General features: G+C 63.0%; 17 protein-coding genes and 1 tRNA gene. 8 read left to right on the forward strand and 10 right to left on the reverse strand.

The window, feature by feature from the left end; translation table 11 throughout:
- The first annotated feature begins 114 nt into the window (after window positions 1–114).
- The 5 genes from J8C05_RS08015 to J8C05_RS08035 all read left to right on the forward strand — a co-directional run bounded on the left by J8C05_RS08015 (window position 115) and on the right by J8C05_RS08035 (window position 9,215).
- A complete protein-coding gene (locus J8C05_RS08015) occupies window positions 115–1,101 on the forward strand; it encodes a beta-ketoacyl-ACP synthase III (RefSeq protein WP_211421710.1) in 987 nt (328 codons plus the stop codon).
- A 57-nt stretch (window positions 1,102–1,158) separates the two neighbouring features.
- A complete protein-coding gene (locus J8C05_RS08020; protein ID WP_211421711.1) occupies window positions 1,159–1,878 on the forward strand; it encodes a hypothetical protein in 720 nt (239 codons plus the stop codon).
- A 78-nt stretch (window positions 1,879–1,956) separates the two neighbouring features.
- Window positions 1,957–4,728 (forward strand): pyruvate, phosphate dikinase, encoded by a 2,772-nt coding sequence (ppdK, locus tag J8C05_RS08025; RefSeq protein WP_211421712.1) that lies wholly within the window; start codon window positions 1,957–1,959, stop codon window positions 4,726–4,728.
- Window positions 4,729–4,829: 101 nt separating this feature from the next.
- The gene (locus tag J8C05_RS08030) at window positions 4,830–7,934 is read left to right on the forward strand and encodes a UvrD-helicase domain-containing protein (RefSeq protein WP_211421713.1); all 3,105 of its coding nucleotides are present in this window, start codon (window positions 4,830–4,832) and stop codon (window positions 7,932–7,934) included.
- A gap of 42 nt (window positions 7,935–7,976) precedes the next feature.
- Window positions 7,977–9,215, forward strand: coding sequence for a competence/damage-inducible protein A (locus tag J8C05_RS08035; protein WP_211421714.1), 1,239 nt, complete (start codon window positions 7,977–7,979; stop codon window positions 9,213–9,215).
- 24 nt (window positions 9,216–9,239) lie between these two features.
- Here the strand turns inward: J8C05_RS08035 and purS are convergent, their stop codons facing one another.
- From purS to ispE, 8 genes are all read right to left on the reverse strand, one after another.
- On the reverse strand, window positions 9,240–9,488 hold the full coding sequence (gene purS / locus J8C05_RS08040; protein WP_058867124.1) for a phosphoribosylformylglycinamidine synthase subunit PurS: 249 nt from the start codon (window positions 9,486–9,488) through the stop codon (window positions 9,240–9,242).
- Between the two features lie 25 nt (window positions 9,489–9,513).
- Window positions 9,514–10,056, reverse strand: coding sequence for a 50S ribosomal protein L9 (gene rplI / locus J8C05_RS08045; RefSeq protein ID WP_211421715.1), 543 nt, complete (start codon window positions 10,054–10,056; stop codon window positions 9,514–9,516).
- A gap of 35 nt (window positions 10,057–10,091) precedes the next feature.
- On the reverse strand, window positions 10,092–10,514 hold the full coding sequence (rpsF, locus tag J8C05_RS08050) for a 30S ribosomal protein S6 (protein WP_343316623.1): 423 nt from the start codon (window positions 10,512–10,514) through the stop codon (window positions 10,092–10,094).
- Window positions 10,515–10,636: 122 nt separating this feature from the next.
- Window positions 10,637–11,200, reverse strand: coding sequence for an aminoacyl-tRNA hydrolase (gene pth / locus J8C05_RS08055; protein WP_211421717.1), 564 nt, complete (start codon window positions 11,198–11,200; stop codon window positions 10,637–10,639).
- A gap of 7 nt (window positions 11,201–11,207) precedes the next feature.
- Complete coding sequence (locus J8C05_RS08060; protein WP_211421718.1) at window positions 11,208–11,825, reverse strand: 50S ribosomal protein L25; 618 nt, start codon at window positions 11,823–11,825, stop codon at window positions 11,208–11,210.
- 86 nt (window positions 11,826–11,911) lie between these two features.
- Window positions 11,912–12,841: a ribose-phosphate diphosphokinase gene (locus J8C05_RS08065; protein WP_281503762.1), complete on the reverse strand. Its 930-nt coding sequence runs from the start codon at window positions 12,839–12,841 to the stop codon at window positions 11,912–11,914.
- Between the two features lie 98 nt (window positions 12,842–12,939).
- Window positions 12,940–13,013, reverse strand: a tRNA-Gln gene (locus J8C05_RS08070).
- A 17-nt stretch (window positions 13,014–13,030) separates the two neighbouring features.
- Entirely contained in the window at window positions 13,031–13,930 is a 900-nt protein-coding gene (ispE, locus tag J8C05_RS08075; protein WP_211421720.1) for a 4-(cytidine 5'-diphospho)-2-C-methyl-D-erythritol kinase, read from the reverse strand.
- Between the two features lie 189 nt (window positions 13,931–14,119).
- Between ispE and J8C05_RS08080 the strand changes: the two genes are divergently transcribed.
- Together J8C05_RS08080 and J8C05_RS08085 are read left to right on the forward strand one after the other, a co-directional pair.
- The gene (locus J8C05_RS08080; protein ID WP_211421721.1) at window positions 14,120–14,998 is read left to right on the forward strand and encodes a prolipoprotein diacylglyceryl transferase; all 879 of its coding nucleotides are present in this window, start codon (window positions 14,120–14,122) and stop codon (window positions 14,996–14,998) included.
- A 27-nt stretch (window positions 14,999–15,025) separates the two neighbouring features.
- A complete protein-coding gene (locus J8C05_RS08085; RefSeq protein ID WP_211421722.1) occupies window positions 15,026–16,975 on the forward strand; it encodes an ABC transporter ATP-binding protein in 1,950 nt (649 codons plus the stop codon).
- A gap of 9 nt (window positions 16,976–16,984) precedes the next feature.
- Here the strand turns inward: J8C05_RS08085 and adhP are convergent, their stop codons facing one another.
- Window positions 16,985–18,028: an alcohol dehydrogenase AdhP gene (adhP, locus tag J8C05_RS08090; RefSeq protein ID WP_211421723.1), complete on the reverse strand. Its 1,044-nt coding sequence runs from the start codon at window positions 18,026–18,028 to the stop codon at window positions 16,985–16,987.
- Between the two features lie 224 nt (window positions 18,029–18,252).
- Window positions 18,253–19,281 (reverse strand): NAD(P)H-dependent glycerol-3-phosphate dehydrogenase, encoded by a 1,029-nt coding sequence (locus J8C05_RS08095; protein ID WP_211421724.1) that lies wholly within the window; start codon window positions 19,279–19,281, stop codon window positions 18,253–18,255.
- A 144-nt stretch (window positions 19,282–19,425) separates the two neighbouring features.
- Here J8C05_RS08095 and J8C05_RS08100 point away from each other — a divergent pair, with 144 nt between their 5' ends.
- Window positions 19,426–20,085, forward strand: coding sequence for an HAD family hydrolase (locus J8C05_RS08100; RefSeq protein ID WP_211421725.1), 660 nt, complete (start codon window positions 19,426–19,428; stop codon window positions 20,083–20,085).
- Window positions 20,086–20,092: the final 7 nt, after the last annotated feature.

The following is a 20,092-nucleotide window of genomic DNA, read 5'->3' on the forward strand; positions in this document are numbered from 1 at the left end:
CGGGTTTCCACCGCTGTATCGGCAAAACGCTGTATCGGCAAAAAAAGGCGCCCGGAGGTTCCCCAACACGATTTTCCCAAGACTGAAGCCACCCACCACGAACTGGAGTCAACCATGCCTACCCAAGCTGCTGGAATCCTGGGAACGGGACACGCCCTGCCGGAACGAACCCTGACGAATGCCGATCTCGAACAGATGGTTGAAACGAGCGACGACTGGATCGTGTCCCGCACTGGCATCCGCGAACGCCGGATCGCCGCCCCGGATGAAACGACCTCGCACTTCGCCACCCTGGCGGCGGAACGCGCTCTCCAGGCGGCCGGACTCACGCCCGCCGATCTCGACCTCATCATCTGCGCCACGGTCTGTCCCGATATGATGCTGCCCTCGACAGCCTGCATCATCCAGGCCCGCCTTGGGGCCAAGCGGGCCGCAGCCTATGACCTCGTGGCCGCCTGCTCCGGCTTTATCTATGGACTGGCCACGGCCCGCGCCTTCATCGAAGCCGGTCACTGCCGCTACATCCTGGTCATCGGGGCTGAACTGCTCTCCCGCTTCGTGGACTACACCGACCGCGCCACATGCGTTATTTTCGGCGATGGCGCCGGGGCGGCGGTCGTCGGCCCGGTCGAGGACGGGCGGGGTATTCTGGCGCACCGCATTCTGAGTGATGGGGCCTATGCCGACCTGCTCTACACGCCCGGCGGTGGCACACGCTACCCGGCCAGCCCGGAAACCATCGAGCAGCGCCTGCACTACATCAAGATGCGTGGCAACGAGCTTTTCAAAGTCGCCGTGCGCAGCATGGCGGACACCGTGGCACAGATTCTGGATGAACTGCGCCTGACCCCCAGTGATGTGGACCTGTTCATCCCCCACCAGGCCAACCAACGGATTACGGATGCCGTCGCCGACCGGTTGAACATTGACCCGGCGCGCATCTACGCCAACATCGCCCGCACCGGCAATACATCCTCAGCATCCATCCCGATTGCGCTGGATGAATGTGTCCAGGCCGGGCGGGTCAAACCGGGGAACCTGCTGGTCTTTGCCTCCTTTGGCGCCGGCGTCACCTGGGGAGCCATGGCCCTGCGCTGGTAACTTGCAGGGCGACAGCCACCGAGTCAGATGTGGATGCAATGGTATCGGCACAGAAGTATGGGCAGCGTGTGGGGTACGTCCCTGCTCGTGCTGCTAGGATTGCTGAGTGTGGCCTGTCAGCCAACACCCCAGCAGCGCTACGATGAAAGCACCCTCCAGACGGCGCTGGTGGAGCGTATCGCGCGTGGCGAGGTGCGCCTTGAGCGGCTCGGTATGGCACGCCGGCCGGAGCACCCGTTCTTCGGGCGCATTGTCGAAATCTCACTGCGCAACACAAGCAACCGTCCCATTCTCATTGCCATTGAGCCGGGGCAGTTGCTGCGCAGCCGGAGTCCAGAGACGACGGACCTGGTCGTGACCAGCCGCGAGGAAATTGCACTTGACGTGGGTCAGGTCGCCCAGCGCGAGATCGAGGTGTTTTCCCTGTCCCGCCGCAAACTCTCCATGACGCGCGAAACGGTCTATGACCTCGGCAACCTGCTCGAAGGCGACACCTACACGTTCGTGACCTGTTTTGCCGCCAACCGTCCCGCCGAACCACCACCGCCGCCGCCGGGCTCCGGGCTGCCGCCCCAGAAACTTGACCTCACCCCGGTTCAGCTCGCCCTGTGGTGTGTTGCCGATAGCCTTGACCGCCAGGCGCTGCTGGAAGGCATCGCCCTCAACCCACTGCTCAAAGGCGGCGAGTATGGGCGCAGCCGGGATTACTTCGACGGACAGGCCAAGTACGTCCAGGGTCTGCTCGACAGTTGTGGGCTTGCCAAGTACAAGTTTTGATGACGGGCCGCGCCGCTTCCCATCCTGCGCGCGGCACAGGCATCCCTGACGAATCCACATCCCTGACGAGGTTTTCTGATGATACCCCATGCCGCACCACACAAAAATGTCTATCGCTTCATCGCCGGACAGGCCGATGGCAACGGCGCGATGAAAGACCTGCTGGGGGGCAAAGGCGCCGGACTCGCCGAAATGACCCTGGCGGGTTTGCCCGTACCACCGGGCTTCACCATCACGACAGCCGTCTGCCATCGCTACTATGCCGCCGGCAACCAGCTTCCGGCCGATGTCTGGGAAGAAGTCCAAGCGGCCCTGCGCGAAGTCGAAGCTGCCGTCGGAAAACAGTTTGGTGATGCTTCCAATCCGCTGCTGGTGTCGGTACGCTCCGGCGCCAAGTTTTCCATGCCGGGGATGATGGATACCGTTCTCAACCTCGGCCTCAACCACACCACGGTTCAGGGCCTCATTGCCCAAACTGGCAATGAGCGCTTTGCCCGCGACGCCCACCGGCGGTTCATCCAGATGTTCGGCCGGATCGTGCTGGGTATCCCCGGTGAGCGGTTCGACCACGCGCTGGAAGCCCTGAAAGCCGAACGCGGTGTCCGCCTCGACACCGAACTGACCGCCGCCGACCTGCAAAACCTGGTGACGCAGTTTGAAGCTATCGTCGAACGGGAAACCGGCCGGTCGTTCCCCACTGATCCCTACGAACAGCTCCGCCTGGCCATCTGCGCCGTTTTCAACTCGTGGTACGGCAAACGCGCCGTGGACTACCGCCGGCTGAACAAAATCCCGGACGACCTCGGCACGGCCGTCAACGTCGTCGCCATGGTCTTTGGCAACATGGGCGAAGATTCCGGCACCGGTGTGGCCTTTACGCGCAACCCGGCCACGGGCGAACCCGTCCTGTTCGGCGAATACCTCCCCAACGCCCAGGGTGAGGATGTCGTTGCCGGTATCCGTACGCCGGAAAAACTCGCTGCCCTGCGCGACCGGATGCCCGCCGTCTATGAGCAGTTCCGCGAAGTGGCCGCCCGCCTTGAACGGCACTACCGCGATGTGCAGGACCTGGAATTCACCATCGAGCGCGGAAAGCTGTGGATGCTCCAGACGCGCAACGCCAAACGTACCGGCGCGGCAGCCGTCAGGATTGCCGTTGACCTGGCCAACGAGGGGATTATCTCACGTGAAGAAGCGGTTTTGCGTGTCGAGCCGCACCACCTCGACCAGTTGCTCCACCCCATGGTGGACCCGAAAGCGGAAACGACCGTCCTTGGCAAGGGACTGCCGGCCAGCCCCGGCGCGGCAGCCGGTGCGATTGTGTTTGACCCGGATGTGGCCGAAAAACGGGCGCACAGTGGCGAACGGGTGATCCTCGTCCGTACCGAAACCTCCCCCGAAGATTTTCACGGCATGGTCGCCGCCCAAGGCATCCTCACGGCGCGCGGCGGTTTGACCTCGCATGCGGCCGTTGTGGCGCGCGGCATGGGCAAGCCGTGCATTGCCGGATGCAGCGACCTCCGACTCGATGCCGAAGGCATGCACCTCGGCGGGCGGACCCTCAGGGAAGGCGACTTCATCACGTTGGACGGCACGACGGGACGGATTCTGCTCGGCGACCTGCCACTGGTCGAACCGGAAACCGGAGCCGACTTCGAAACCTTCATGCGCTGGGTGGATGACGCGCGTCAGATGCGCGTACGCACAAACGCCGACACACCTCATGACGCACAGGTGGCGCGGCGTTTCGGTGCCGAAGGGATCGGACTATGCCGTACCGAACACATGTTCTTTGAAGGCGACCGCATTGATACCGTCCGGCAGATGATCATGGTTTCTGGGGCCTACCAACGGCTGACCGCTGCCTTGGGCAAAGTCAACGCCGACCTCGAACGCCTCAAAGGCGACGCCGAGAAAGTCGCTGCGCTGGAAGCCGAGCGTGCGGCGCTCGAAGCGGAACTGGAAGCCCCGGCCCGGCTGTTCAAGGGCGCACTCGAAGCCCTGCTTCCCATGCAGCGGGTGGATTTCGTGGGCATTTTTGAAGCCATGGACGGCCTTCCCGTCACCATTCGCCTGCTCGACCCGCCGCTGCACGAGTTTCTGCCGCACACGGATGAAGAAATCGAAGCGCTGGCCGGGAAACTCAGCCTGCCGGTGGCGGATGTGCGGGCCCGGGTGATGGCGCTCCGTGAACACAACCCGATGCTCGGTCATCGCGGCTGCCGGCTGGGGATTGCCTACCCGGAGATTACCGAAATGCAGGCGCGGGCCATTTTTGAAGCCGCCGTCGAAGTCACCCGGCGTGGCATCACCGTCCTGCCCGAAGTCATGGTGCCGCTGGTCGGCGATGTCAACGAACTGCGCGCCCAGGAAAGCATCATCCGCCGCGTCGCCGACGAAGTTCAGCAGGCGACCGGCGTCACCCTCACCTACCTGGTCGGCACGATGATTGAACTGCCACGGGCAGCTCTGACGGCCGACAAAATTGCCACCGTCGCGGAGTTTTTCAGCTTCGGCACCAACGACCTGACCCAAACAACGTTTGGTTTCTCACGGGATGATGCCGGAACGTTCCTGCCGATGTACGTTGAGCGGAAAATCCTCGCCGACGATCCCTTCCAGGTCCTGGACCGGGAAGGCGTGGGCGAGTTGCTCCGCATCGGCGCCCAGAAAGGGCGCGCGGCACGCCCGACGCTCAAAGTCGGTATCTGTGGTGAGCATGGCGGTGAACCGTCGTCCGTGGCGTTCTGTCACGAACTGGGCTTTGATTACGTGAGCTGTTCGCCCTACCGCGTTCCGATTGCGCGCCTGGCAGCCGCCCAGGCGGCCCTGCGCCAGCGCGGCCAGTGAAGGCTTTTCGGGCGGACAGCCTGCCCACGTACACCCTGGCGACACGGTTTCTGCACGGACCTGCCAACCACCCAACCCGTCCACCTGTGGACTGAAACGCCATGGAATGCCTTTCGCTGAGTGACGAGCAACGGCGGGCTGTCGAAGCGCCGTTCGGATCAAACCTGGTCATTGCCGGTCCCGGAACGGGCAAGACCCGGACGCTGGCGTACCGTGTCATCCATGTCATCCGGGCGTTGGGGGTGCCGCCGGACAACATCCTCGCCGTGACCTACACCAACAAGGCGACCGAGGAAATGCGCTATCGGCTGCGCTGGCTGCTCCCCGACGAAGCCGGACGGCTGACGATTGGCACCTTCCACAGCTTCTGCATTCGCCTGCTGCGGCAGCACCACGCGCACCTTGACCTCCCCAGGCATTTCGGCATTGCCGACGAAAACGCGCAAATCAGGCTGCTCCAGCGCCTGCGCCCCAACATCACAGAGCAAAACGCCCGCAACATCCTGCTGCACTTTTCCCAGGAGCGGCTGGGCAAACTCAAGGATATGGACACACTGGCCAGAGAAAATCCCTTCTTTGCCCAGTACCTGGCCGGACTGCGCCACAACGCCCTCATTGACTTCGATGACATCCTGGTATTGACCGGCAGGCTGCTCAACCGGACAGAGATTCTGGACGAAGTGCGGGCCGGACTGCGTTTCATCCTCGTGGATGAGTTTCAGGATACCGACCGCATGCAGTACGCCATCCTCAAACGTCTGGCCCTGCGGCAGGACCTGAATACCAAGCGCTGTGAAAACATCATTCCCGTTTTTGCCGTTGCTGACGATGACCAGTCCATCTTTGCGTGGCGCGGGGCGCACCCGGAAAACATCCACGAGTTTTTTACGGAGTTTCTTGCCGGGCAGGACGAGGCCGTGCTGCGGCTCGAAACCAACTACCGGTGTTCGGGCCACATCGTGGAAGCAGCCAACCGTCTTATGGCACAGGCGCCGCGCCTGTTTGACAAATCCCCACAGGCCCACCGTGCGGCCGGGAAAGCCGTTCAAATCGTCCCCTACGGCAGCCCGGAAGAAGAAATCGCGGGCATTGCCCAGGACATTCTCACCGCCCGGCAACAGAACGTCCCGCTGTCAGAAATGGCCATCCTCTACCGCCGCCACGACACAGGACAGCAGATCGAAGTCGCCTTGCTGGAGAAAGGCATTCCCTGCCAGGTCGTACGCCGCACAGGCCAGTTTGAAGCTCCCACGGTAAAGCAGTGGCTGCTGCTGATGCGCACCATTGTCAACCCTGACGACGACCTGGCCCTGGCGGAACTCATCGGGCTGATCTGTGACGATGCCACCCGCCGGTACTTTGAGCAACAGCACCGGAGTGCAACGGGCAAACAGGCACTGCGCCACATCCTCTGGGAGGCGCTTGAAGCCGACCAATCCGATGTGCGGCGCGCGGCCGGGAAAATCGTGGGCTGGCTTGCCTTTGGCAAAACCTGTCTGGACACTTCCCCGTGCCTGTCCCACTGGATAGCCACGCTGGGCGCGTTTCTCAAAGCCGACACGGCGGCCATGCCGCCGCTGGCTGTCCCTTCGCCTGATCTGGTCACGGCAGCCAGGTGGCTGGCGCGGCTGAGTGAAGTCAAAGGCACGCTGGTCATTGCCGCCACCGATCCACTCGTGGAAGAAGTCGCCACGTACCTCGTTGTGCATACCCTTGCCGGGCAGGCCGCCTTTCACGTTTGCGCCGGCCGCAAACTGCCTCCCCAGATACCGACTGAAAAGGCCGTCCTGCTGGCGCTTGACCCCGCGGCCGAACAGACAGCCACCCGGCAGTGGAAGTTTGACGGCGTCCTGCTCGTCGCAACGACCCTGCCGGGACAGGCAACCTATGCCCGCCGTCAGGTTGATCCTGGCGCGCTACCCACGGACGAACGGGGCGCGCAGCCAAGCCGTTTCGTCACCCTGTGGAAGCTGATGCGGACGTATCTGGCCACGACGCTGCAACCGCTCTTTGCGGATTACACCGTCGTGGACCTGGAAACGACGGATAAAGACGCACAGCACTGCGACATTGTGGAAGTCGCCGCCGTCCGCATCCGGCAGGGAAAGGAAACGGAAGCCTACAGCCAGCTCGTCCGACCGACCCTGGAGCCAATCTCCACCGAAGCCGAAAAGACCCATCACATCAGCCCGGCGATGGTGGCCGACGCCCCCACCTTCGAGGAGATCGCACCGGCGCTGCATGCCTTTCTGGGGCAGGATTTGCTCGTCGCGCACAACGGACTGGCCTTTGATTTCAGGATTCTCCGGCGCCGCTTCCGGGAGGCCGGACTGACATTCGACCACCCATGCTTTGACACCCTGCTCTTTGCACGGCAGCTCTATGCCGATCACCCCACCATCAGGCGTTGTCGCCTGGAAGACCTTGCGCAGGCGCATGGCATCGAGATAGGCACGGCGCACCGCGCACTCGATGACACACGTGCGCTGGCGGCAGTGTTTCAGGCGATGCAGCGGGACTACCAGGAACAGCGCGCCGCAACTCTCGGCGCAGAAACGCTGGGTATCCTGGCGCTGGCGATGCTGTTGGAGATGTCTGAAACCGACGCGGACGCCTCCAGCCTGTTTCAGGCAGGTGCGGCTATGTGGAAGACGGCCACGGATGACTGGCTCGTATCACGCCTGGAAGGCGAGCCGGTGGCAGCAACGGCCCTCGCTGTATGGAGGAAAAGATTGGGCAGCGATGTAACGGAGACGGTCAACCAGGCGCCGGAGGTGTTGGCCGCCCTGGCCAAGCGCTACGATGATCTTCCGACCCGTGAAGGCATGCAGGCGCTGCTGGATTTCACCCGCCTGATGACGGCGGCTGATCACTGGCGCGACTGTGAGGCCGTCACACTGATGACCATTCACGCCGCCAAGGGTCTGGAATTTTCCCACGTCTGGCTGCCGGCATTGGAAGAATCCTCCCCGGTGTCAGGCAGTCCGCCACCGGCAGCCAACCCGAACCGCCACAACAACGACCGGTTGGAGGAAGAACGCCGGCTGCTGTACGTCGGATTGACGCGCGCCCAGGAACAGGCCGTCTTGTCGTGGGCAAAAACCAGGGACGGGAACTCCAGGACCCACCTCCGCTTCCTTGCCGACCTTGGTCAGTTGGTTTCGGCAGGCGAAAACGGTTCCGCCTTCTCCCCCGACATGGCGTAACATCCACTCCCGCAAAACGTTCTCCTCTCACCTCAACGTGCCATGTCACATGCCGAAATCATTGCCATTGGCTCGGAACTGCTCACGCCGTTCCGCAGCGACACCAACTCCCTGTGGTTGACCGCCGAACTCAATGCCCTGGGCATTGCCGTGCGCCGCAAGACCGTCGTCGGTGACGACGAGTTGTTTCTGGAAGAAACCCTCCGCGATGCCCTCCGCAACTCGCCGGTCGTCATCACCACCGGCGGACTGGGGCCGACCGAGGATGACATCACGCGAAAGGTTGTGGCGCGTGTCACGCAGCGCCCGCTCGTACTCCAGCCGGACATTCTCGACCGCATCCGGCATCAGTTTGAAAGCCGCGGCCTGAAGATGGCCCCCAACAACGAACGGCAGGCACTTGTGCCGCGCGATGCCGAGGCGCTCCACAACGAATACGGCACGGCGCCGGGCATCGTGATTGCGGAAGGCGACCGGCTGCTCATTCTGCTGCCCGGACCGCCACGCGAAATGCGGCCGATGTTTACGACCCACGTTCGCCCCAGACTGGCGCCCCTGGCCGGCAGCACGCGCCTCCGCACCCGGACGTTACGGGTGGCCGGCATGGGCGAATCCCAAGTGGATGACCTGATTGCCCCGATTTATACGCGCTACACCAACCCCACCACGACGATCCTGTTCAACAACACCGAAGTCGAACTGCATTTCACTGCCAGCGCCCCCTCCGACGCCGAAGCCGAGGCGCTGCTCGATGAAGTCGTCGGGCAGGTTGAACAGGTGCTTGGCGTCAATGTGTTCTCGCACTGTGGCGAGACGCTGGAGCAGATTGTCGGGCTGCGGCTGACCCTCAAGGGCTACACCATTGCCACGGCTGAAAGCTGTACGGGTGGGCTGCTGTCCAAGCGCCTTACCGACGTGCCCGGCAGCTCGAAGTATTTTCTGGAAGGCGTCATTGCCTACGCCAACGAGGCCAAAACCCGCCGGCTGGGTGTTCCGGCCGAACTCATTGCCGCACACGGCGCGGTCAGCGCCGAAGTCGCCGAAGCCATGGCAACTGGCGTCAAGGCGCGCGCCGGAACAACGATTGGCGTCGGCATCACCGGCATTGCCGGCCCCGATGGCGGAACGGATGAAAAGCCGGTTGGATTGGTCTATGTCGGCGTTGCCGGCGACTTCATCGTGACGCACCGGAAGTTCATCCTGCCCGGCGACCGCGACCGCATCCGCCACCTGGCTTCGCAGGTTGCGCTCGATCTGGTCCGGCGGACCTTCCTGCTGTGAGGCCCCTCACGCGCACCGGACCGCTCAGGCTGGAAGAAACTCTATCCGGTAGTCTTCAATGACCGGGTTGGCCAGCACCTCACGGGCAAACCGTTCCAGCTCGGCGCGGGCGGCTTCAGTGTCGTCGCTGTCGGCCAGCTCGACCTCGAAGAACTTGCCCTGCCGAACGTCCCGAATGCGGGTGAAGCCGAGGGCCTCACTGGCGCGCTGAATGGTTTGCCCCTGCGGGTCAAGTACCCCCGGCTTGAGGGTCACGTGCACGGTGGCTTTCATGAGTTTCTGGCGATGCCGGGCAGGGCTACTCCGCCGCCGGCGCGGTGGCCGGGGCGGCAGTATCCGTAGGGCTGGCAACCGGTGTGGCAGGGGCCGCCGCCGCTGGTGCGTCGGACGCTGGTGCGTCGGAGACCACGACGACCTTGAGCGCCACGGTCACATCGCGGTGCAGCCTGACCGGCACTTCATATTCCCCAAGCGCCTTGATTGGCTCCTTGAGAGCAATTTGCCGCCGCTCGACTTCGAGCTGCTGGGCGGCCAGCGCCTCGGCAACGTCCATCGAAGTCACCGAACCGTAGAGCGTTCCCTTCTCACCAGCCTTGCGCGGGAAGGTCAGCGTCAGGGTGGCCAGCTTCTCGCTGAGCGAGCGGGCCGCGGCGAGTTCGGCTTCAGCCAGCTTGACCAGACGCTGCCGCTCACGCTCGATGAGCTTGATGTTGGCGCGGGTCGCCATGAGCGCCAGTCCCTTGGGAATCAGATAGTTGCGCCCATAGCCGGCGCGGACCTTCACGATGTCGCCCCGAATACCCAGGTGCTCGACATTTTCCTTCAACAGCAGTTCCATCATCGCCATGGTCTTCACCTTGCCTTTCGTCTGATGGGCTATTCGTCACCCTCTGACTCAGCACCAGCATTGTTTGCCGTCCGGCGCGCGGCGCGTATTTCCATCCGCCGCTCCCGGCGGGCCTTGATTTTCTGGGCGCGCTTGAGGTCTTCATCCACACGTACCGTCAGAAAGCGGATGACCGGATCGAGCACCCGCAACCGACGCTCCGTTTCGGCAATTTCCCGCCCCGTGCCGTTGACATGGAGCAGAATATAAAAGCCCTCGTAAAACCGGCGACTTCCCTTACGGATCATATAGGCCAGTCGCTGCCGGCCGATCTTTTCGACCTTGTTGACCACCCCACCCTGACTGGTGATCTGCGTGGAAAGGGACTCTACAATACCTTCCATTTCCCCTTCCGGCAGGTCAGGATCGACAATAAACATCACTTCATAAAGACGATCACACTTCGTATTCACTCGTTAGGCTCCTTTCGGACTCAGTCACCCGACTGACGCCTCCACTCCAGATTGAGGGAAGCAAGGGATATAGCGGCGTTACCGGAACGCCGGATGGGGTTGCCCCCGGGTCAGGCCCGGGGTCAGGCATTGAACCGTGCCATGGCCGGCTCGATGCCATAGTGTACCCAGGCTTCGACGGCATCGGCGGCGCGCGCCGTCACGGCCGGCAGCTCCGCCTGTTCCGCCGCCGAAAAACGGCTCAGCACGAAATCAGCCAGGTTTTCGACCGGGTGCGCCGGGCCGATGCCCACCCGAAGGCGGGCATAGTGCTCGGTTCTGAGCTTCGCATTCAAGGACTTCAAACCATTGTGACCGCCAGCGCTTCCCTTGGCGCGCAGGCGCAGGCGGCCGAAGGGCAGGGCGACATCATCCACCACGGCCAGCAGGTCACGCTGCGGGTTACAGTCATACCTGGCACACAGCAGCGCTACCGCCTGTCCCGAAGCATTCATAAAGGTCTGCGGCTTGGCGAGCAGGACCACCTCGGTGCCCACGGTGATGCGACCGGTCAGGGCTTCGCACTCCGCCAGCTTGATGGGCCGGCCGGCGCGTTCCGCCAGTGCATCCACCACCAGAAAGCCGATGTTGTGGCGCGTCAGGGCATAGGTTGCGCCGGGATTGCCAAGTCCCACGACACACTTCACAGCGGGACTACTTCTTGCCCTTCTTCGGCGCTTCACCTGCGGCTGCGGCCGCCGCCTCGGCGGAAGCGCGCGTGCCGACCAGCGAGGCGATGAGTTGGGTGGGCGGCGAGAGCAACTGCACACCTTCGGGCAGCTTGACATCCTGTGCATAGATGCGCCCGCCAATCTTCAGGTCCGTGATGTCCACCACGATTTCTGTGGGCAGTTGCGCCGTCAGACACTTGACCGTGAGCGTGCGTACCCCACGCTGCAACACCGCCCCCTGCTTGACCCCCAGCGGCTCGCCCTGCAAACGCAGGGGCACCGGGGTCTTGACCGGCTCATCCAGGGCCACGCGCAAAAAGTCCAGGTGCTCGATGGAACCGCGTACCGGATGGGTCTGCACTTCCCGGATGATGACCGGCACGAGCCCTTCTTCCGGCAGGCTGATGTTGAACACCGTAGCCCGACTCACCCCCTTGCGCACGAACGCCGCGAAGGCTTTGCGGTCCACCAGACCATTGAATGACGGCTGTTGGCGCCCATAGACATTGACCGGAATGGCTCCGGCCCGGCGACAGCGCCGCGCCTCGTTGGAACCAAGCTTCTGCCGCGCCTGCACTTCAATCACGGTGTCAGCAATCATGACGACGTACCACTTACCTTTCTTCTCTGCTCCGAATCCTGTTTGGCTCCGCAGACAAAACCTGCCGCGCCCAAGACGAAAAAAACCTACACAAAAAGCCGACTGACCGACGTGGCCGTGTGAATGGAGCGGATGGCTTCCGCCAGCAACCCCGCCACACTCAGCACCCGAATCCTGGACAGGGCCAGGTTCGGGTGCGGAATGGTGTTCGTCACCACGAGCTCTTCAATCGGAGAGTTGGCAATCCGCTCCAGCGCCGGGCCGGAGAGCACGGCATGAGTACAGCAGGCGTACACGGCCGTTGCCCCCTTGTCGGCAATGGCCTGTGCGACCTGCGTCAGTGACCCGGCCGTATCCACCATGTCATCCACAATCAGGGCGGGGCGGCCCTCGACCTGCCCCACGATGTTCATGACCTCGACCGTGTTGGCCTGTTCCTTGTCACGCCGCTTGTCGGCCAGGGCCAGATCGGCATCCAGCCGCTTGGCGTAGGCCCGGGCGCGCTCGACGCCACCGGCATCCGGCGCCACGACGACAAGGTTTTCCAGCTTTTTCTTGGCAAAGTAATCCAGCAGCACCGGCGCGGCGTAGAGGTGATCCACCGGAATATCGAAAAAGCCCTGAATCTGCCCGGCGTGCAGGTCCATGGTCAGCACGCGCGTCGCCCCGGCGGTGGTGATGATGTTGGCCATGACCTTGGCTGAAATCGGCACCCGTGGGCGGTCTTTCCGGTCCTTGCGGGCATAGCCAAAGTAGGGGATGACCGCCGTGATGCGTTCCGCCGAGGACCGCCGGAAGGCATCCAGCATGATGAGCAGTTCGATGACGTGGCTATCTACCGGCGGGCAGGTCGGCTGAACGATGAAGACATCGGCCCCCCGGACGTTTTCATTGATCTGGTAGTTGAACTCGCCGTCGCTGAAACGGGTGGTGTTGGCATCGCCGAGCTGGATGCCAAGGTAGCGACAGATTTCCTCCGCCAGGGGACGATTGGCGTTGCCACAGAACACGCGCATCCCGCTCATGACGTTGTTGCCCTCATCCCCCACGGACGAACAAATGCGACGCCCTGCGGTTTTCCAGGCAAGGCGTCGCCGGTGATCCATCACGAAAGTGGCTGGCAGACAAGGACTCGAACCTTGATTCAGCGCTCCAAAGGCGCTTGTCCTACCATTGGACGATCTGCCAGCAAACCCGAAAGCCGCTCACGGCGCCAATCCGGTTATCGTTCCCTTCAGGCGCTCCACATAAGCTTCACGGCTCACCGAGGAGACCAGCCACGCCTGCCATCCGGCATTCAGACAAGCCTGCCGCGCCGCCTCCCCGGCCTGTACCTCCCCGAAGAGACCGAACACCGTGCTGCCGCTGCCTGACATGCGGGCTACATGAGCGCCGAGGGCGGACAACCGATCACGCACTTCCCGTACCAGTGGAAAGGCGTCAAAGACGGTCGCTTCAAGGTCATTTCCAGTTGCCAACCAATCCACCCGGTTTGGTAAGCAAGCCGCCAGTTTACGGACGGTCTCCGCGTCTGTCAACCCTGCGTTCAAACGCCGAAACACGGGGCCGGTTGGAACCGCCAGCCCGGGATTGACAACCACAATGACCGGCAGACTGACCTCCGGCAGAGGGGTGATGTCATCCCCGCGTCCCAGACCGAGCGCCGTGCCGCCGGTCAGAAAAAACGGCACATCCGCCCCCAGCGCCGCTGCGATGCGCTGACACGTCACTGCCGGCAGAGTCACGCCCCACAGCCGTTGCAGCGCCAGCAGTGTCACGGCCGCGTTGCTGCTTCCGCCACCCAGTCCGGCCTGCATGGGGATGCGCTTCCGCAGGTGCAGGCGCGCGCCCTGCGCAACCCCCGTCGCCGCCTGAAGCTCCCGGGCCGCCCGCACGACCAGATTCCGCTCGTCGCAGGCCAGTGTCGGCTCATCGCAGGTCAGCGAGATGGCCGGCTCGTCTGTGATGTCAATTTCCAGCCAGTCGCAGAGGTCAATCGTCTGGAAGACGGTTCGCAGTTCGTGATAGCCGTCCGGTCGCCGGCCGATAACTTCCAGCGACAGGTTGATCTTGGCAAAGGATGGAAACACAACGGGCATGGGCATCTGTGGGCCATCTGAACCGGCCCGGCCAACCGTGAGCCGGCCAACCGGCCGCATCCGGCACTTGTTTCCGTAGCTTGGCGAAACCGGCCGGAAACGACAAGCCCGGACGGAACGCCGGCCCGTGGCGCTTCCGATGGTTGGCGTTCTCCCACCTTTTCCGGGATAATCGTCCACCGTAAGGAGCAGGGCATGTTTCCCGAACTGTTCGAGATTCCCGGCACAGGCTTCATCATCAACACCTACGGCGTGTTGCTCGCCATTGGCTTTCTCAGCGGCATGTGGCTGGCCGGACGGTTTGCCGTTGCCGATGGTCTGCCCCGTGGTGAGGTGCTGGACATCGTGCTGTATGCGCTCATCGCCTCGCTGGTCGGGTCGCGGGTGCTGCTCGTCGTGGTCGAATGGGAGAGCTTTCACAGGGACTGGCGGGCCATCTTCTCGCTCGATGTGCTGCGCTCCGGCGGGGTCTTCTATGGCGGACTGCTGGCGGCGATTGCGGCCAGTCTGTTGCTTGTCCGGTGGCGCGGACTTGACTGGTGGCGGGTGGCGGACGCCTGCGCGCCCGGCATTGCCCTGGGGCAGTTCTTCGGCCGCCTGGGATGTTTTGCCGCCGGGTGCTGCTGGGGGCGGCCCACCAACGCCTGGTGCGGGGTGCGCTTCTCCGAACGCGGGCATGAACTGACCGGCGTGCCCTACGGCATTCCCCTCCATCCAACCCAGCTCTACGAGAGCGTGGCCACACTCGGTCTTTGCCTGGCGCTGGGCTGGCTTTTCCACCGGCGGCGGTTTCGCGGGCAAATCATCCTGGCGTACATGTTCGGCTATGCCGTCATCCGGTTCGTGATTGAAATCTGGCGCGACGATCCGCGTGGTGCCGTCGGGCCGTTTTCCACCTCGCAGGCCATTGCCCTGGGCTGCGCCGCCTTTGCCGTCGGGGCCTGGCTGGTCCGGCGGCGGCAGGCAGCGATTGTCACCGACATTGTCACTGACGCCAGCGCGCCGGCTGTGCCGTCACCGCCCCCGCCAGCTTCACCGCCGTCATCACCGTCCTTGCTTCCCCCCGAATCCTGAGTCACCGTCGGTATCCAAACATTTGTCATGTCCACGGCACGCGCGGCTTCGACCGCACCACTCGTTTCCGCCCCACAAAAGGAAAAATTCGACAAAAAGGCGGCGGCCAGAGACACCGCCCGGCTCATGGCGAAGTATGGCGCGCCGTATCTGCCCTACTTTGCCCTGGCGTTCTTCTGTCTCCTTGGGGCAGGCAGCCTGGCACTCATCTACCCGCTTTTCGTCGGCACGCTGTTTGGTTCGATCTTTTCCCCGGACAAGCCCTCGGCGCTCTCACCACTTCTGAACCTCGTTTCAGGGTGGCTGACGGCGTTGTTTCCCGGCTACCGTCTTTCGCCACTCGATCCGGTGCTGGCCCTGCTGACGGGCATCCTGGTGGTGCAGTCCGTCCTGAGCTTCGGGCGGACCTACCTGCTCAACTATGTGGGTGAAAAGCTGGTGGCCGACGTGCGCCGGGACCTCTACCGGCATCTGCTTTCGCTGGACATCACGTTTTTCGCCAACCGGCGTACCGGTGAACTCACCTCCCGGATTGCTTCGGATGTCACGGCCATCCAGAACAGCGTCACGCTGAGTCTGGCGGAAGCCATGCGGCAGGTCATCGTGTTCACGGGGGGAACGGCGTTTCTGTTCTGGATTGACTGGCGTCTGGCCAGTCTGCTGCTCGCGCTCATTCCGGTGCTTGTGGTGAGTTTTGCCTTCTTTGGGCGCAGCATCCGGCGGCGCAGCACGCGCGTTCAGGATGCCCTGGCCGAGGCCACGGCCATTCTCGAAGAAACCATTGCCGGCATCCGCACGGTGCAGTCCTTCACCCGTGAGCCTTATGAAGTCAACCGCTACGAATCACATATCACCCGCTCGCTCCACGAGGCCCTGGGCCGCGCCCTGGCCCGTGGATTGTTCAATGCGGCAATTGTGTTTGTGCTCTTCGGCGGTTTTGTCGGGCTGCTCTGGTACAGCGGCAATCAGGTTCTGGAAGGCAAGCTCACCGCCGAGCAACTCATCCAGTTTTTGTTTTACGCGGCGTGGGTTGGCGGGGCCCTGGGCACGCTGGCCGAATACTACGGCGAGTTCAATCAGACGATTGGCGCGTCACGGCGTGTCGTCGAACTCTTTGACACCAAACCTGCGATTAGCGACGCCCCCGATGCCCGCTCCGTGCCGGAAGTCCGGGGACTGGTTGAAATCAGCGAAGCCTGCTTCATTTACCCCGGACGGACGGAGCCGGCCCTGGATGGCATCAGCATCACGGCCCGTCCCGGTGAAGTCATTGCGCTGGTGGGACCAAGCGGGGCCGGCAAATCCACCCTGATTGCACTCATCCCCCGGTTTTATGACCTTACCTCCGGCAGCATCCGTGTGGACGGCCTTGACGTACGGCAGTGGAAACTCGCCGACCTGCGCGCCAACATTGGCATCGTCCCCCAGGAAACGACGCTCTTTAGCGGCACGGTGTACGACAACATCACCTATGGCAAGCTGGATGCGACGCCGGAGGACGTGGAGCGCGTCGCCCGCGCTGCGCATGCCCACGAGTTCATCATGGCGTTTCCCCAAGGGTATCAGACCATTGTCGGCGAGCGCGGGGTCAAGCTTTCCGGTGGACAGCGGCAACGGATTGCCATTGCGCGGGCGCTGCTCAAGGACCCACGGATTCTCATCCTCGATGAGGCGACGAGTTCCCTAGATTCAGAGTCGGAACACTACGTTCAGGCGGCCCTCGATGCCCTGATGGAAGGGCGTACGACCTTCGTCATTGCCCACCGGCTGTCCACGGTCCAGCGGGCCACGCGCATTGTCGTCATGGCGCATGGGCGCATCGTGGAAGAAGGCACGCACAAGGAACTGCTGGCGCGCGAGGGGATATACAAAAAGCTCTACAAACTTCAGTTCCGCGATGTGCCCGAGTGGATTCTGCAGGAAGCCGGGCTACCGGAAACGCCGGCATTGGAATCCACCCGGGCCGCTCTGCGGTAGGGCAATTGGTCAGGCCGTTCCGTTGAGACCAAGGTTGAGGACCACCCGCCCGTTGATTTGACCATGCTTCATCCGCTCGAACACGTTATTGACCTGCTCCAGCGGCTGGAGTTCGATGTTTGGCTTGACCTTCCCCTCGGCGGCGAATTGCAGGCTTTCGTGCAAATCCTTCCGCGTTCCGACAATCGATCCGCGCACGGTCAGACGGTTGAGCACCACATCGAAAATCGGCAGGGGAAAATCCCCTGGCGGCAGGCCCACCATCGAACACGTCCCCCCGCGCCGGAGCATGGCAATGGCCTGGCGGAAAATGGAGGCTGAAACGGCCGCGACCACGACGCCATGCGCCCCACCGGTCTGACGCTTGATAGCTGCCACCGGGTCTTCTTCTTTGGCGTTGACGGTCACTTCAGCGCCAAGCTGCCGGGCCAGTTCGAGCTTGTCGGAGGCAATGTCCACCGCCCCGACGTGCAGCCCCATGGCCTTGGCATACTGCACCGCCATGTGTCCGAGGCCGCCCACGCCGATGACCACCAGCCATTCACCCGGACGCGCCTGGGTTTCCTTGATGGCCTTGTAGGTTGTCACCCCGGCGCACAACACTGGTGACGCAATAGAAAAATCAAGACCATCCGGGATGTGTCCGACGTAGGCGGCCGGCGCCACGACATATTCGGCAAAACCGCCGTCCACGGAATACCCCGTGTTGTGCTGGTGCTCGCACAGGGTCTCCCAGCCGGTCAGGCAGTACTCACACAGGCCACATGCGTCATGCAGCCAGGGCACACCGACCCGGTCACCTTCCTTGACGGAAGTCACCTGATCGCCGACAGCCGCCACATAACCGGCCCCTTCGTGACCGGGCACCAGCGGGAGTTTCGGTTTGATGGGCCAGTCACCATCGGCCGCGTGTAAGTCCGTGTGACAGACCCCGCTGGTGACGACCTTGATCAGCACTTGTCCGGGCCCCGGACGGGGCACGTCCATTTCTTCAATGGTCAGGGGTTTTCCAAACTCGTGAACTACAGCCGCGCGCATTTTGTTTGGCAGCATGCGTCAAAACCTCCATGTACCGGGACTCGACATCCACTCCTGACACACCTGTGACCAGGCCGGCCACAGAAGGGCTCTGCCTGGCTGATGGCGCATCCGTAAGGGAACGAGCGTTGTTTTGGAAAGTAAAGTTGGGGGGCGCAGAAGTGTGATGTTCAATACACTAGCCAAAATGACGCGCCTTGGCAAACCAGATTTTGCTTTTGGAATGATTTTTTGGGCTGTCAGTACTCGCGCCGCAGCGGACGCCCCATGATTTCGGCCATGGCGTCCTGTACGCTGCGGCCTTCGTACAGCACCTGATACATGCCGCGTGTCATGGGCATATCCACCTGATGCTTCTGCGCCAGGGCATGGATGGCCTTCGTGGTTTTGACGCCTTCGGCCACGTTCGTCATACCGGCGAGGATGTCATCGAGCTGGCGTCCCCGGCCGAGTTCGACGCCGACGTACCGGTTGCGGGAAAGCGCGCCGGTTGCTGTCAGAAAGAGATCGCCGACTCCGGCCAGGCCGGACAGCGTCTCGACCCGCGCGCCAAGCGCCACGGCCAGGCGCGTTATTTCCGCCAGTCCGCGGGTGATGAGCGTGACGACGGTGTTGTGGCCAAAACCCAGCCCCACCATGACGCCGGCCGCCATGGCAATGACGTTCTTTGACGCGCCGGCAATCTCGACGCCGGTGATGTCCTGGTTGTAGTACAGGCGGAAGTTGGGCGTACTGAGTTCGCTCTGGACATACTCCCCCCAGCGGGGCGCAAAAGCCGCGACGACGGTCGCCGTGGGATCGCCCTTCGCCACCTCGTAGGCAAAGTTGGGGCCGGAAAGGGTGACGTAGCGCGGCTCGAAAAGGTCATGCCAGACATCGAAAGCCACTTCCGACATGCGCATCAGGGTGTCCGTCTCGATGCCCTTGGTGGCACTGACAAATACCATGGTGGGCGTGATGTAGGGGCGCATGGCCATCAGGACGCTGCGTGTGACGTGCGACGGCACGACGAGCAGGACAATCTGGGCGCCATCGAGGGCTGCCGCCAGTCCGGCCATGGGGAGGATGTTTTCCGGCAACCGGAATCCGGGCAGGTAGGGCTGGTTTTCACGGGTGGCACAGAGGGTGGCGATGTGTTCCGGGCGATGCCCCCAGAGGGTGACGGTACGGGGCGTGCCGTCGGAGGACGGACGCGCGGCCGCGACCAAAGCCAGCGCCGTTCCCCAACTTCCGGCGCCAATCACGGCAATTCGCTGGGCAGGATACATAGATACATCCGTTGGCGGGAAAAGCTTTCCACAGGACAGCCCTGATTCGGGTTACGATAGTCGAGCCCCATCCGGCCGGACAATCCGGTTGGCAAGTCCCGCTGACTTGCCCGTAGGGTCTGGCTCGTGTTTATTTCCGGCATCATGAAGTTGAGCGATTTTGCAGCGGTCATCTTCGATATGGATGGCCTGCTGATTGATACGGAAACCCTGTACTGCCAGTCGTGGCAGCGGGCGGCGGCAGATTGTGGTTTTGTCATTACACCACACTTCTATGAACGGCTTGTGGGACGTTCCCGCGCCGATGCCCTTCAGATTGTGCTGGAGCATTTCGGCGATCAGGTTCCGATGCCGGATTTTCACGAGCGCGTACTGCACTACGAGACGGTCTGCTTTGCCGAAGCACCCATTCCTGTCAAGCCGGGCGCGTGGGACATGATTGCGGCCGTGGATGCCCACGCCCTGCCCAAGGCGCTGGCGACCTCAACGCATCGTCCGGCGGCCCGGCAGCGTCTGGTACGCACGGGGCTGGACCGTCACTTCCACATTACCGTGACCGGCGATGAGGTACAGCGTCCCAAACCCGCGCCGGACATTTACCTGGCAGCCTGTGAACGGCTGGGTGTGTCCCCCCGGGATGTGCTGGCTTTTGAGGATTCCGAACCGGGCGTCCAGGCCGCCCATGCCGCCGGTGTCACGGTCATCATGGTGCCGGACTTCAAGGCACCATCGCTGGAAATCCAGGCCCGCACCGCCCGCGTTTTCCCGTCGCTGACCCTGGCGCGCGCTCACCTGTGCGCGTAGCTTCAGG

The organism is Chloracidobacterium sp. N (assembly GCF_018304765.1).
GTDB classification, from domain to species: domain Bacteria; phylum Acidobacteriota; class Blastocatellia; order Chloracidobacteriales; family Chloracidobacteriaceae; genus Chloracidobacterium; species Chloracidobacterium aggregatum.

Bases quoted from the DNA above. Each gene is read 5' to 3' on its own strand.
- J8C05_RS08035 (WP_211421714.1), top strand. From the start codon at position 7,977: ATGTCACATGCCGAAATCATTGCCATTGGCTCGGAACTGCTCACGCCG.
- J8C05_RS08015 (WP_211421710.1), top strand. From the start codon at position 115: ATGCCTACCCAAGCTGCTGGAATCCTGGGAACGGGACACGCCCTGCCG.
- J8C05_RS08100 (WP_211421725.1), top strand. From the start codon at position 19,426: ATGAAGTTGAGCGATTTTGCAGCGGTCATCTTCGATATGGATGGCCTG.
- J8C05_RS08020 (WP_211421711.1), top strand. From the start codon at position 1,159: ATGGGCAGCGTGTGGGGTACGTCCCTGCTCGTGCTGCTAGGATTGCTG.
- J8C05_RS08080 (WP_211421721.1), top strand. From the start codon at position 14,120: ATGTTTCCCGAACTGTTCGAGATTCCCGGCACAGGCTTCATCATCAAC.
- J8C05_RS08095 (WP_211421724.1), bottom strand. From the start codon at position 19,281: ATGTATCCTGCCCAGCGAATTGCCGTGATTGGCGCCGGAAGTTGGGGA.
- rplI (WP_211421715.1), bottom strand. From the start codon at position 10,056: ATGATGGAACTGCTGTTGAAGGAAAATGTCGAGCACCTGGGTATTCGG.
- adhP (WP_211421723.1), bottom strand. From the start codon at position 18,028: ATGCTGCCAAACAAAATGCGCGCGGCTGTAGTTCACGAGTTTGGAAAA.
- purS (WP_058867124.1), bottom strand. From the start codon at position 9,488: ATGAAAGCCACCGTGCACGTGACCCTCAAGCCGGGGGTACTTGACCCG.
- J8C05_RS08030 (WP_211421713.1), top strand. From the start codon at position 4,830: ATGGAATGCCTTTCGCTGAGTGACGAGCAACGGCGGGCTGTCGAAGCG.
- J8C05_RS08065 (WP_281503762.1), bottom strand. From the start codon at position 12,841: ATGCGCGTGTTCTGTGGCAACGCCAATCGTCCCCTGGCGGAGGAAATC.
- ppdK (WP_211421712.1), top strand. From the start codon at position 1,957: ATGATACCCCATGCCGCACCACACAAAAATGTCTATCGCTTCATCGCC.
- ispE (WP_211421720.1), bottom strand. From the start codon at position 13,930: ATGCCCATGCCCGTTGTGTTTCCATCCTTTGCCAAGATCAACCTGTCG.
- J8C05_RS08085 (WP_211421722.1), top strand. From the start codon at position 15,026: ATGTCCACGGCACGCGCGGCTTCGACCGCACCACTCGTTTCCGCCCCA.
- J8C05_RS08060 (WP_211421718.1), bottom strand. From the start codon at position 11,825: ATGATTGCTGACACCGTGATTGAAGTGCAGGCGCGGCAGAAGCTTGGT.